We start from the raw sequence: 12,933 nt of genomic DNA on the forward strand, positions 1-12,933 counted from the left end.
ATTCCGATCTCCCCCCTTGAGGGGGAGATGCCCGGCAAGGCAGAGGGGGGTGTCTGTTCGGCACCGGAGAGGCACCGTCTGATGCACCTTCTCCTTGCCCAGAAAGGGTCGATCAGCGATGGCGAAGAGGCGGTCGATCTCGGTCAGTCGCCGGGCGACATCCTGTTCCTGTCGGCGGCCGACACCGAACTTGCAGCGATCGCCGCCGCCGTTGCGAGCCGCACCGCCGGCCCGAGCTTCCGTCTCGCCAGTCTGATGAGCCTGAAGCATCCGATGTCGGTCGACACCTATGTCGAGCGGACCGCGCGCTATGCCAGGCTGATCGTGGTGCGGGCGCTGGGCGGCGCCAGCTATTTTCATTATGCGCTCGAGGCGCTGCACGCCGTTTCCGCGCGGACCGGCGCCGCCATTGCCGTACTGCCCGGCGACGACAAGCCGGACCCGGGGCTCGCCGAATTTTCGAGGGTCGCACCCGAGGACCTTGCCGCGCTCTGGGCCTATCTGATCGAGGGTGGCGACGCCAATGCGCGCGCCTTCGTTGACTATGCCTGTGCCCTTGCCGGCCATGGCGAAAAGCCCGCGCCCGCCGCACCGCTGCTGAAGGCCGGCATCTGGTGGCCGGGCAGGGGCGTGATCGGGGTTGGAGAGTGGCGAGAGGCTTCTGGGCCTGCCCCTCATCCGCCTGCCGGCACCTTCTCCCCGTCGGACGGGGTGGAGGGACATGCGGCGGCGCCTCCTTCTCCCCGCTTGCGGGGAGAAGGTGCCCGAAGGGCGGATGAGGGGCAGTTTGACGCCGAGGCCATCTCCCCCCTTGAGGGGAAGATGCCTGGTAGGGCGGAGGGGGGTGAACGCCAGCCCGCGCCTATCGTAGCGCTCTGCTTCTACCGCGCCCTCGTCCAGAGCGGCGAGACCAAGCCCGTCGAGGCGATGATCGAGGCTCTGGCGGCCGAAGGTCTGCGAGCGCTGCCGGTGTTCGTCTCCAGTCTCAAGGATGCCGTGTCGGTCGAGACGCTGCGGGCGATATTTCTCGAGGCGCCGCCGGCGGTGGTGATCAACGCCACCGGGTTCGCCGTCTCCGCGCCCGGTGCCGAGCGCGTTTCGACCGTGCTCGACGAAGGGGGCGCCGTAGTGCTGCAGGCGCTGTTCTCGTCTTCCACCCGGCAAGCCTGGGAAGGCTCGACACAGGGGCTTTCGGCCCGCGACCTCGCCATGGGCGTCGCGCTGCCGGAGGTCGACGGCCGGGTTATGACCCGCGCCGTCTCGTTCAAGGCCGCCGCGCGCTACGACGAGCGCGTCGAGGCCAATATCGTCAGCCATGCGCCGGACGAGGGCCGTGCCGCCTTCGTCGCGAGGCTTGCCGCCGCCTGGGCGCGTCTGCGCTTAACACCGACCTCCGATCGCCGCGTGGCGCTGGTGATGGCCAACTACCCGAACCGCGACGGCCGTCTTGGCAATGGTGTCGGCCTCGACACGCCGGCCGGCACGGTCGAGGTGCTCGGCGCCATGGCGGCGGCCGGTTATCAGGTCGGCGACCGCCCCGTCGACGGTGATGCGCTGATGACCCATCTGATGGCCGGCCCGACCAATGCGGCGGCAGATGGCCGCGAGATCCGCGAGGTGCTGCCACTGGCGGACTACCAATGCTTCTTCGCAGCACTGCCGCCGAAGGTTCGCGACGAGGTGACGGCGCGCTGGGGTGCCCCGGAGACCGATCCGTTCTTCCTTGACAGCCACTTCGCCCTGCCGCTGTCCCGCCTCGGCAATGTCGTCGTCGGCATCCAGCCGGCGCGTGGCTACAATATCGATCCGAAGGAAACCTATCACTCGCCGGATCTCGTGCCGCCGCATGGCTATCTGGCCTTCTACGCCTATCTGCGCCAGCGGTTCGATTCCCATGCGGTGATCCACATGGGCAAGCACGGCAATCTCGAATGGCTGCCCGGCAAGGCTCTGGCTCTCTCGGAAGCCTGCTATCCGGAGGCGGTGTTCGGTCCGCTGCCGCATCTCTATCCCTTCATCGTCAACGATCCAGGCGAGGGTACGCAGGCCAAGCGCCGAACCTCCGCCGTCATCATCGACCATCTGACGCCACCCCTGACGCGCGCCGAAAGCTATGGCCCACTGAAGGATCTCGAGGCGCTGGTCGACGAATATTACGAGGCGTCGGGCGGCGATCCGCGCCGCCTGAAGCTGCTGAAGAAACAGATCCTCGACCTCGTCGCCGACATCGGTCTTGATCAGGATGCCGGGATCGCCAAGGGAGAAGCAGAGGAGGCCGCTCTCGAGAAGCTCGACGCCTATCTCTGCGACCTGAAGGAAATGCAGATCCGCGACGGGCTGCATGTTTTCGGTCTGGCGCCGGAGGGGCGGCTGCTGACCGACCTCACCGTGGCGCTCGCGCGCGTGCCGCGCGCCCTCGGCGAGGGCGGCGACCAGAGTTTGCAACGGGCGATTGCTGGGGACGCGGAATTGACGGCGGGGGGCGCGGAAGTACCCCCCTCTGGCCCGCCGGCCATCTCCACCTCAAGGGGGAAGATTAGAACGCCGCAAGCGTTTGGGTCTCCGGCGGCCCATTTCCCGGGGACAAGTTCCGCAAATGCCAACAGTCATGATGGCCGTGCGCCGTCCTCCTCGATCTCCCCCCTTGAGGGGGAGATGCCCGGCAGGGCAGAGGGGGGTAATATGGAGCACCAAGGCGGTGCCGCGCGGATGTTCGCCTTCGATCCCCTCGATTGCGTCATGTCCGACCCCTGGACCGGTCCGAAGCCCGCCATCCTCGCCGATCTCGCCGACACCCCGTGGCGTACCAAGGGCGACACCGTTGAGCGCATCGAACTCCTGGCCGCTAAGCTGGTCTCTGGCGAGGCCGACTGTCCGACGGACTGGCCGCGCACCCGCGCCGTGCTCGACGAGATCGAGTCCCGTCTCAAGCCCGCGATCGTTCGGTCCGGCCCGGCGGAAATCGAGGGCCTGCTGACGGGCCTTTCCGGCCGCTTCGTTTCCCCCGGCCCCTCCGGCGCGCCGACGCGCGGCCGCCCGGACGTGCTGCCGACCGGCCGCAATTTCTATTCGGTCGACAGCCGTGCCGTGCCGACGCCGGCGGCCTACGAGCTCGGGAAGAAATCGGCGGAGTTGCTGATCCAGCGCTACGTTCAGGACCATGGCGAATGGCCGACGTCGTTCGGGCTGACCGCCTGGGGCACATCCAACATGCGCACCGGCGGCGACGACATCGCCCAGGCGCTGGCGCTGATCGGGGTGAAACCGCTCTGGGACATGGCCTCGCGCCGCGTCACCGGCTACGAGATCATCCCCCAGGCGATCCTCGGACGCCCGCGTGTCGACGTGACGTTGCGCATTTCCGGCTTCTTCCGCGATGCCTTCCCCGAGCAGAGCGCCCTCTACGACAAGGCGGTGAGGGCGGTGGCCGCCCTTGACGAGGACGAGGCCGACAACCCGATCGCCGCCCGTGTGCGGGCGGAAGCGGCGCAGCTGATTGCCGGCGGGCTCGACGACAAGGCGGCCCTGCGCCGCGCCGGCTACCGTGTCTTCGGCTCCAAGCCCGGTGCCTATGGCGCCGGCCTTCAAGCGCTGATCGACGAGAAGGGCTGGGAGCGCCGCGGCGATCTCGCCGAAGCCTATCTCGTCTGGGGCGGCTATGCCTATGGCGCCGGCGAGGAGGGCAAGGCCGAACGCGGTCTGTTCGAGGAACGCTTGCGGACCGTCGAGGCCGTGGTGCAGAACCAGGACAATCGCGAACACGATCTTCTCGACAGCGACGACTACTACCAGTTCGAGGGCGGCATGACGGCGGCCATCGAACATGTCGCCGGCAGCCGCCCGACCGTCTATCACAACGACCATTCGCGCCCCGAAAAGCCGGTGATCCGCACCCTCGAGGAAGAGATCGGCCGCGTCGTGCGCGCCCGCGTCGTCAATCCCAAATGGATCGAGGGCGTGATGCGCCACGGCTACAAGGGTGCCTTCGAGATCGCCGCGACTGTCGACTACATGTTCGCCTTTTCCGCCACGACCGGCGCCGTGCGCGACCATCACTTTGAGGCCGTCTACCAGGCCTTCGTGCTGGATGAACGCGTGCGCGACTTCATGGCTCAGAAGAACCCGGCGGCACTGAAGGAAATGTCGGAACGTCTGATCGAGGCGATCAACCGTGGCTTGTGGACGCCGCGCAGCAATTCGGCGATGTTCGATCTCACGCGGCTCTCCGGCGGGGAGCCTCAAGAATAGCAATGGAGGATGACACCATGACCGAAGAGCTTCCCGGCACCTCGTCCGAGGCTGATCTCGCTCGCCACGCCGAGAAGATGGCGAAGAAAAAGGCCGCGCGTGAGAAGATCATGGCGACCAAGACGGGCGAAAAGGGCCTGATCATCGTTCATACCGGCAAGGGCAAGGGCAAGTCGTCGGCCGCTTTCGGCATGATCTTCCGCCATATCGCCCACGGGAAGAAATGCGCCGTGGTCCAGTTCATCAAGGGCGCCATGTCGACCGGCGAGCGCGACCTGATCCTGAAGCACTTCTCCGACCTCTGCGCGTTTCACACCATGGGCGAGGGTTTTACCTGGGAAACTCAGGATAAGGCTCGCGACGTCGCCATGGCCCGGGCGGCCTGGGAGAAGGCCAAGGAATTGATCCGGGATCCGTCGAATTCGATGGTCCTGCTCGACGAGATCAACATCGCCATCCGCTACGACTACATCGACATCGGCGAGGTGGTCGAATTCCTGGAAAGCGAGAAGCCGGAGATGACGCACGTGGTGCTGACCGGGCGCAACGCCAAGGACGAACTGATCGAGATCGCCGATCTCGTCACCGAGATGGAACTGGTCAAGCATCCGTTCCGGTCGGGCATCAAGGCGCAGATTGGCGTGGAGTTCTGACATGGCCCAGGGCTGGCAGTTCTGGGCCTTCCTGTCTGCCGTCTTCGCTGCCCTGACTGCGATCTTCGGCAAGGTCGGCGTGGCCGGGGTCAATTCCGATCTGGCGACCCTGATCAGGACAGTCGTGATCATCCTCGTGCTGTCCGGCATCGTCGCAGCCACGGGACAGTGGCAATCCCCTTCAACCATTTCGGCGAAGACCTGGCTCTTCCTAGGCCTGTCTGGGTTGGCGACCGGTGCGTCCTGGATCTGTTACTACCGCGCACTCAAGCTCGGCGACGCGGCCCGGGTCGCCCCGATCGACAAGCTGTCAATTGTCATGGTCGCTGTCTTCGCGGCGCTCTTCCTCGGCGAGAAGCTCAGTCTCGCCGCCTGGGCGGGCGTAGCGATGATCGGTGCCGGGGCGGTTATGGTTGCGGTTTTCTAGATACCCGCCCACACCCGCACCGGATTGGCCGGATCCATCAGGAGCTTCACGGCAAGTGCCACGCAGGTGACGATCAACAGCGGCTTGATCAGCCTCGCGCCATTGCGCATTGCCAGCCGCGATCCCGCCTGTGCGCCGAGGAACTGCCCGAGCCCCATCAGCAGACCGACCTTCCATAGCACGACACCATTCACCAGGAAGACGAGGAAGGCGCCGACATTGGACGAGAGGTTGAGGAGCTTGGTATGGGCGGTCGCCTTCAGCATGCCGAAGCCGGCGAGCGACACGAAGGCCAGCATGAAGAAAGAGCCGGTACCGGGGCCGAACACGCCGTCGTAGAAACCGATCAGCGGCACGAAGGTGACGCCGAACAGGAAGGGTGTCATGCGCTGGTGGCGGTCGACATCCGACAGGTTGGGCTTCAGCGCGAAATAGGCGGCGATCGCGACAAGCAGGAAGGGCATCAGCGCCCGCAGCACGTCGCCTGGCACGATGGTTGCGAGAATGGCGCCCAGCGCGCCCCCGAGGCCTGCGAGTGCGGCCATCGGCAGCTGGCTCCTCAAGTCCACATGGCCCTTTCGCGCATAGGCGATCGTGGCGGATCCTGCGCCGAACATCGATTGCAGCTTGTTGGTCCCGAGCGTCTGAAGCGGCGGTATTCCGGCGATCAGCATGGCGGGCAGGGTGATCAGGCCCCCGCCGCCGGCAATTGAATCGATGAAACCGGCAATGAAGGCGGCGAGGAAGAGCAGAAGCAGGCTCTGGAAGGCGAGTTCGACCACGATGACCCCGGAAAGGCGGATGTGCAGGGAGCGGCACTCTTGCACCATGTCGGCACCCGGAGCAACAAGGCAGGCCCACCCGACGGGTGGCTTCGTGCGACCTTCGCCGCATCCCACACACAATCCGGCGCAAACGGATTTGACCGCCCATGTCGCCTTCGCTAAAGCTCTTGTCCATGTGCGACGGCGCCTGTTCGACAGGCTGGAAATAGTCCGGTGCGGCCGACCCATTCCGGGGGCCAAGTCCGGAGCTGTCCGTAAAGGCCATGGAGCCCGCGCGTTGCGTGACGGTTCCGGCGCTTCGTACATGCGGAAAACGAAGCAGGAGGCCAATTCATGTCGGAAAAACTCGGAATCATGGTCTGTGGCCATGGCAGCCGCAACCAGAACGCAGCGAAGGAATTCGCTATCATCGCAGAGGCGCTGCGGGCGCGAAATCCCGAAATGCCGGTCGAATACGGCTATCTCGAATTCTGCAATCCGGTGATTTCGGTCGGCCTCGACAAGCTGCGCGCCGAAGGCGTCACCCGCGTCCTCGCCGTGCCGGGCATGCTGTTTGCCGCCGGCCATGCCAAGAACGACATCCCTTCGGTGCTCAACACCTACCAGGCGCAGAACCCTGGCATGGTGATCAACTATGGCCGCGAACTCGGCATCGACCTGAAGATGATCCGCGCCGCCGGCGACCGCATCCAGGAATCGATCGACCAGGCCAATGCCGAACTCGGCTTCGTCGACAAGCACGACACGCTTCTGATGGTGGTCGGACGCGGCTCGTCCGATCCGGACGCCAATTCCAACGCTTCCAAGGTCATGCGCATGCTCTGGGAAGGCATGGGCTTCGGCTGGGGCGAGACCTGCTATTCGGGTGTTACCTTCCCGCTCGTCGAGCCGGGCCTCACTCATGCAGCCAAGCTCGGCTACAAGCGCATCATCGTCTTCCCGTATTTCCTCTTCACCGGCGTGCTGGTGAAGCGCATCTATTCCTACACGGACGAGGTCGCCGCGCGTCATCCGGAAATCCAGTTCGTCAAGGCGAGCTACCTGAACGACCACCCGCTGGTGCTCGACGCCTTCCAGGATCGGGTCAAGGAGATCCTCGAGGGCGCGGCGGTGATGAACTGCCAGATGTGCAAATACCGTGAACAGGTGCTCGGTTTCGAGGCCGATATCGGCCAGCCGCAGGAAAGCCACCATCACCACGTGGAAGGCATCGGCGGCGGTCTGGAAAACTGTCCGTGCAAGGGCGACTGCGACGCCTCCTGCCGCGATCCGGATTTCTGCAAGGAACACGGTTTGCCCTGGACGCCAGTTCACTCCCATGCTGAACCGCACAGCCTGGAACCGGCCTTCGACTACGGCGCTTCGGCCACGCTCGGCGGCAGATACGGCCACCTTCTGAACGCCGCTCCCGATGCCGGCCTCGAAGCCGTGATGAATGCCCCCTCGAGCGGCAAGTCCCATGTCCACGAGCATGGTCCCAATTGCGGTTGCGGCCATCATCACGACCACGACCATGGTCACCACCACCATGATGACCACGCCCACGATCATCACCATGGGCATCATCACCACGCCCACGATCAGGACCATGGTCACGGCCATTCCCACGATCACGCCCACCACGACCATCATCACGCGCCCTATCCCCACGCCGACCATCCGCTCGGCCCGAAGTCGATGCAGAAGAAGAAGTGATGGGGCAGGTGGCCGCAACACCCCCCTCTGCCCTGCCGGGCATCTCCCCCTCAAGGGGGGAGATCGAAAAATGGCGCGCGCCTCGTCCTGGCAACGGTCGTGCGGCAGGCGTCGGCATGTGGGTCGGTTTCCGGTTTGCGGTCAGCAGGGGAGGCATGGTCCTTGCGGCAATTGTCTCTGGAATCGAGGGCGCCTTCACTCGCAACATTGAAGCTATGTCGAGGCTTCTCCGCGGATCGATCTCCCCCCTTGAGGGGGAGATGCCCGGCAGGGCAGAGGGGGGTAACCTTTGACCACTCCGCTCGACTACATCCGCGATCCCGCCGAGATCTACCGCCAGTCCTTCGAGACCATTCGCGCCGAGGCCGACCTGTCGCGGTTTGCCGGTGGCATGGAAAAGCTGGCGATCCGGCTGATCCATGCCTGTGGCATGACCGATTTGTCCGGTGATATCGCGCTTTCTGACGGTGCCTTCGAGGCCGGTGCCGCGGCCTTGGCCGGCGGCGCGCCGGTGCTTTGCGACGTCGAGATGGTGCGCCACGGCATCATTCGCCGCCTTCTGCCGGCGCAAAACGAGGTCCTGTGCCTTCTGAACGACGAGCGCGTAAGGCCGAAGGCCGTCGAGATCGGCAATACCCGGTCGGCCGCCCAGGTCGACCTGTGGGACGACAGCCTGGCCGGCGCCGTGGTGGCGATCGGCAATGCCCCGACCGCGCTCTTCCGCCTGCTGGAACGGCTCGATGCCGGCGCGCCGAAGCCGGCGCTGATCCTCGGCTTCCCGGTCGGCTTCGTCGGCGCCGCCGAAAGCAAGGATGCGCTGATCGCCGACAGCCGCGGCGTGCCGTTCATCGCGGTTCGCGGCCGGCGCGGCGGCTCGGCCATGGCGTCCGCCGCCGTCAATGCGGTCGCAGGGGGGCTCGGCGCCAATGACTGATACGGTCGCCGTCGGCGCGCCCTGGCTCACCATCATCGGAATTGGCGACAACGGGCTCGCCAGCCTGACGCCGCAGGCGCAGGCATTGCTCTGGCAGGCCGAAACCATCGTGCTGGGCGAGCGGCTCGAAGGTGTGCTCGAAGGCGGTCATCTCCCGGGCCTGAAACGGATCCTGACCTGGAGCGCCGGTTTTCGCGAGACGTTATCGCAGGTGTTGAGGCTGCGCGGCACGCCGGTCACGGTCCTGGCGACCGGCGATCCGATGCATTTCGGTATTGGGGCGACGCTCCGCCGCTATGTCGCGGCAGACGAAATGCTGATCCTGCCGTCGCCCTCCGCCTTTTCGCTGGCCGCGGCCCGCCTCGGTTGGCCGCTCCAATCGGTGGCGCAGATCTCGCTGCACGGCCGCCCGCTCACCCATCTCAACCGTCATCTGCTTCCGCGCGCCCGCATTCTGGCGCTCACCTCGGATGCGGGCACGATCACTGGCGCGGCGGCCCTGATGGTCGGCCGCGGCTTCGGTGCGTCAATCCTGACGGTGCTGGAACACATGGGAGGCGAGGCGGAGCGCGTCATCGAAATGACGGCCGCGGAGATCCTCGAGACGCGGCCCTCCTTTTCCGACTTCAATACGCTGGCGATCGATTGCGCGTCGGAATCGCCGCTGCTGTCGCCGGTCCCGGGCCTGCCGGACGAAGCCTTCCGCCATGACGGCCAGCTGACCAAGCGCGAGATCCGCGCCGTGACCTTAGCCCAGCTCTCGCCCTTTCCCGATGCACTGCTCTGGGATGTCGGCGCCGGTTGCGGCTCGATCGCCATCGAATGGATGCGCACCGGAATGGGCACGCGCGCCATTGCGGTCGAGGGCAGGGCGGACCGTGTCGCGATGATCCGCGCCAATGCCGATGCCCTCGGCGTGCCGGATCTCGAAATCGTCGAGGCCGTTGCGCCGGAAGGGCTCGAAGGGCTCGACCCGCCGGACGTGGTATTCATCGGTGGGGGTATCAACAACGAAGGTCTGTTCGAGGCCTGCTGGGATGCTCTCGCCCCGGGTGGCCAGCTGGTCGCCAATGCGGTCACCATCGAAGGCGAGGCGCGTCTCGCCGATCTTCGTGGCGCCTTCGGCGGAGAGTTGATCCGCCTCTCGGTCGCCCGCGCCGCGCCTGTCGGCCGCTATTGTGGCTGGAAGTCGCTGATGCCGGTGACGATCTGGTCGGTTGTGAAGGGTGGGGGAGAATGAGCGTCTGGACGATGCGAAACTGCCCCTCATCCGGCTGCCGCCACCTTCTCCCCGCCTGCGGGGAGAAGGCCGGTTGGGCCAGCGTTCTACCCCCTTCTCCCCGTTTACGGGGAGAAGGTCCCTGCAGGGGGATGAGGGGCAGCTTGCCCAGCGAGGAGCAGCACACATGACCGGTAAACTCTATGGCCTCGGCCTCGGCCCCGGCGACCCGGAGCTTATGACCCTCAAGGCCCACCGTATCCTGACCGGTGCGCCGGTCGTTGCCTATCCGGCCCCGGATACGGGCCCGAGCTTTGCCCGCCAGATCGCGGCCCCCTATCTCAGGGCCGACCAGCTGGAGGTGCCGATCGTCGTGCCGATGCGCGTCGAGCGGTTTCCCGCGCAGGAGATCTATGACGAGGCAGCGGAAACGCTGGCGCGCCATCTCGATGCTGGTTCCGACGTGGCGGTGTTGTGCGAGGGCGATCCCTTCTTCTTCGGCTCCTTCATGTATCTCTTCGAGCGTCTGTCCGGCCGCTACGAGACCGAGGTCGTGCCGGGCGTGTCGTCCATGATGGCGGCGGCCGCCGCCCTCGGGCGCCCGCTTGCCGCGCGAAACGACGTGCTCTCCATCGTGCCGGGACCGCTCGACGACGAGACCATGCGGACGCGCATCGAGGCCGCCGGAGCGGTCGCGATCATCAAGGTCGGGCGTCATTTCGCCCGTATTCGCGCGCTGATCGAGGCCATGGGGTTGACGGCCTGCGCCGGTTATGTCGAGCGGGTCAGCCTGCCCGAACAGCGCGTCATGCCGCTCTCCGCGGTGCCGGAAAGTGCGGCCCCCTATTTTTCGATGATCCTGATCTACAAGGGCGGCGAGGGCTGGAACACCGCGCTGTCGCGCACCACCATGGACGGCGCGTCATGAGTGCGCCCGTTCCAGCCGTCGTGATCCTCAGCGACGCGGCCCTGCCGCTGGCCCGCCGGATTGCCGCCGAGATCGGTGGCGAGGTGCACGGCGCGGCGGCGCGCGTGACGGCGGCTGACCGGCATTTCGCCTCGGTCAAGGAACACGTGCAGGCCTTGTTTGCCGAAGGCCGCCCGATCATCGCCATCATGGCGTCCGGCGCGGTCATCCGGATCCTGGCGCCGCTTCTGGCCGACAAGCATTCGGAACCGCCGGTGCTTGCCGTGTCCGAGGACGGCGCGAGCGTGGTGCCGCTTCTCGGCGGCCACCACGGGGCCAATGATCTGGCCCGCCGCATTGCCGAGGGCCTTGGCGCCCATGCCGCGATCACTACCGCAGGCGACCTCAAGTTCGGCATCGCCCTCGACCAACCGCCGGCCGGCATCATCCTTGCCAATCCGCAATCCGCCAAGGCCGTCATGGCCGAGCTCGTGGCAGGGGCGGGGGTGCGGCTCAACCTCCCTTCTCCCCGCTCGCGGGGAGAAGGTGCCCGCAGGGCGGATGAGGGGCGGCAGGATCGGCCCCTCATCCCAGCCCTCTCCCCGCAGGCAGGGAGAGGGAGTGCAGCCGCCTGGCTCATCCAATCCAGACTTCCATTCGATCAAGAGGCCCGCGTGACGCTAACCGTGACCCCAGAAAACAAGACCGCCGGCGAGATGGAACTCGTCTATCATCCGAAGACGCTGGTGCTGGGCATGGGCTGCGAGCGCCATGCGAGCCCGGAGGAAGCGATTGCGCTTGCCGAGCAGGCGTTGGCCGGCGCGAACCTCTCACCACTTTCGCTGAGCGCCGTCTGCTCGATCGACCTGAAGGCCGACGAGACCGCCATCCATGCGGTCGCACAGCATTTCGGCGTACCGGCGCGCTTCTTCACTGCCGCCCGGCTGGAGGAGGAGACGCCGCGGCTGAAGAACCCGTCCGACGTGGTGTTCGCCGAGGTTGGCTGCCACGGTGTCGCGGAAGGCGCGGCGTTGGCCGCCGCCGGGCCGGACGGCGCGCTTGTCGTCGAGAAGATCAAGTCGAAGGGGGCGACCGCCGCAGTTGCCCAGGCGAGCGACGTCATCGATCCGGCCACGATCGGCCGTGCCCGTGGCAAGCTCTTCGTCGTCGGCATCGGCCCGGGAGCCGACCAGTGGCGCTCGCCGGAGGTCTCGGCCATGGTGTCCGCCTCGACCGATCTCGTCGGCTATTCGCTCTATCTCGATCTTCTCGGGCATCTTGCCGACGGCAAAACCCGCCACGATTTTGATCTCGGCAAGGAAGAGGCTCGCGTGGTGCGGGCCATGGAACTGGCAGGCGAGGGGCGCACCGTCGCGCTCGTCTGCTCCGGCGACGCCGGCATCTACGCCATGGCGACACTGGTGTTCGAACTGTTCGACAAGGGTGGCATTTCGGATGCCGCCAGCCGAATCGAGGTGCAGGTTTCGCCCGGCATCTCGGCGCTCCAGGCCGCTGCCGCCCGTATCGGCGCGCCGCTCGGCCATGATTTCTGCACCATTTCGCTGTCCGACCTGCTGACGCCGTGGGAGCATATCCAGCGCCGCGTGAAGGCGGCCGGCGAGGGCGATTTCGTCATTGCCTTCTACAATCCGGTCTCGATGAAACGCCGCACCCAGCTGGCCTACGCCCGGGACAAGCTGCTCGAATACCGTCCCGCCTCGACCCCGGTGATCCTCGCCACCAATCTCGGCCGCGAGGGCGAACATGTGCGCACCGTTCCGCTCGGCGAGCTCAACGTCGACGATGTCGACATGCTGACCGTGGTCGTGGTCGGCTCGTCGGAGAGCCGCACGGTGACGACCGGCGACGGCAAGACCTGGGTCTATACGCCCCGCGGCTATTCCGGGAAGGCGGACACGGGGATGAAGGCGTGAAGGCTCGTTCTAACACTGTCCTCGTACACAGTGCACCCCCCTCTGGCCTGCCGGCCATCTCTCCCTCAAGGGCGGAGATCGGATTGCGGTTGCCGCCGTCTGCGATGGCAAGCCTGCTTGCAGGGCAGGGC

9 protein-coding genes are annotated in these 12,933 nt (G+C 66.2%); 8 read left to right on the forward strand and 1 reads right to left on the reverse strand.

Translation table 11 applies throughout. The annotated features are described in order from the left end of the window. The first annotated feature begins 81 nt into the window (after nt 1-81). From cobN to ACX93L_RS16225, 3 genes are read left to right on the forward strand one after another with little or no spacing between them, the layout of a single operon-like run. The gene (cobN, locus tag ACX93L_RS16215) at nt 82-4,248 is read left to right on the forward strand and encodes a cobaltochelatase subunit CobN (protein ID WP_459405776.1); all 4,167 of its coding nucleotides are present in this window, start codon (nt 82-84) and stop codon (nt 4,246-4,248) included. Between the two features lie 17 nt (nt 4,249-4,265). After that, the gene (gene cobO / locus ACX93L_RS16220) at nt 4,266-4,901 is read left to right on the forward strand and encodes a cob(I)yrinic acid a,c-diamide adenosyltransferase (RefSeq protein WP_459405777.1); all 636 of its coding nucleotides are present in this window, start codon (nt 4,266-4,268) and stop codon (nt 4,899-4,901) included. Between the two features lies 1 nt (nt 4,902). Then, complete coding sequence (locus ACX93L_RS16225) at nt 4,903-5,328, forward strand: EamA family transporter (RefSeq protein WP_459405778.1); 426 nt, start codon at nt 4,903-4,905, stop codon at nt 5,326-5,328. On the opposite strand, the gene ACX93L_RS16230 is transcribed toward ACX93L_RS16225, so the two are convergent. Then, nucleotides 5,325-6,158, reverse strand: coding sequence for a TSUP family transporter (locus ACX93L_RS16230; protein ID WP_459405779.1), 834 nt, complete (start codon nt 6,156-6,158; stop codon nt 5,325-5,327). The genes ACX93L_RS16225 and ACX93L_RS16230 overlap by 4 nt on opposite strands. Nucleotides 6,159-6,446: 288 nt before the next feature. Between ACX93L_RS16230 and ACX93L_RS16235 the strand changes: the two genes are divergently transcribed. The 5 genes from ACX93L_RS16235 (at nt 6,447) to cobJ (ending at nt 12,802) form a co-directional block, all read left to right on the forward strand. After that, nucleotides 6,447-7,808: a sirohydrochlorin chelatase gene (locus ACX93L_RS16235; RefSeq protein WP_459405780.1), complete on the forward strand. Its 1,362-nt coding sequence runs from the start codon at nt 6,447-6,449 to the stop codon at nt 7,806-7,808. Between the two features lie 289 nt (nt 7,809-8,097). Further along, nucleotides 8,098-8,742, forward strand: a complete 645-nt coding sequence (locus ACX93L_RS16240; protein WP_459405781.1) for a precorrin-8X methylmutase — start codon at nt 8,098-8,100, stop codon at nt 8,740-8,742. After that, nucleotides 8,735-9,982: a precorrin-6y C5,15-methyltransferase (decarboxylating) subunit CbiE gene (gene cbiE / locus ACX93L_RS16245; RefSeq protein ID WP_459405782.1), complete on the forward strand. Its 1,248-nt coding sequence runs from the start codon at nt 8,735-8,737 to the stop codon at nt 9,980-9,982. The genes ACX93L_RS16240 and cbiE overlap by 8 nt, the downstream gene beginning before the upstream one ends. 166 nt (nt 9,983-10,148) lie before the next feature. After that, nucleotides 10,149-10,889 (forward strand): precorrin-2 C(20)-methyltransferase, encoded by a 741-nt coding sequence (cobI, locus tag ACX93L_RS16250; protein ID WP_459405783.1) that lies wholly within the window; start codon nt 10,149-10,151, stop codon nt 10,887-10,889. Further along, nucleotides 10,886-12,802, forward strand: a complete 1,917-nt coding sequence (gene cobJ / locus ACX93L_RS16255; protein WP_459405784.1) for a precorrin-3B C(17)-methyltransferase — start codon at nt 10,886-10,888, stop codon at nt 12,800-12,802. The genes cobI and cobJ overlap by 4 nt, the downstream gene beginning before the upstream one ends. Nucleotides 12,803-12,933: the final 131 nt, after the last annotated feature.

The organism is Rhizobium sp. CAU 1783, assembly GCF_054551725.1.

Excerpts from the sequence above, each read along its gene's own strand:
- cobN (WP_459405776.1), top strand. The coding sequence starts at position 82 with ATGCACCTTCTCCTTGCCCAGAAAGGGTCGATCAGCGATGGCGAAGAG.
- cobO (WP_459405777.1), top strand. The coding sequence starts at position 4,266 with ATGACCGAAGAGCTTCCCGGCACCTCGTCCGAGGCTGATCTCGCTCGC.
- ACX93L_RS16225 (WP_459405778.1), top strand. The coding sequence starts at position 4,903 with ATGGCCCAGGGCTGGCAGTTCTGGGCCTTCCTGTCTGCCGTCTTCGCT.
- ACX93L_RS16230 (WP_459405779.1), bottom strand. The coding sequence starts at position 6,158 with ATGGTGCAAGAGTGCCGCTCCCTGCACATCCGCCTTTCCGGGGTCATC.
- ACX93L_RS16235 (WP_459405780.1), top strand. The coding sequence starts at position 6,447 with ATGTCGGAAAAACTCGGAATCATGGTCTGTGGCCATGGCAGCCGCAAC.
- cbiE (WP_459405782.1), top strand. The coding sequence starts at position 8,735 with ATGACTGATACGGTCGCCGTCGGCGCGCCCTGGCTCACCATCATCGGA.
- cobI (WP_459405783.1), top strand. The coding sequence starts at position 10,149 with ATGACCGGTAAACTCTATGGCCTCGGCCTCGGCCCCGGCGACCCGGAG.
- cobJ (WP_459405784.1), top strand. The coding sequence starts at position 10,886 with ATGAGTGCGCCCGTTCCAGCCGTCGTGATCCTCAGCGACGCGGCCCTG.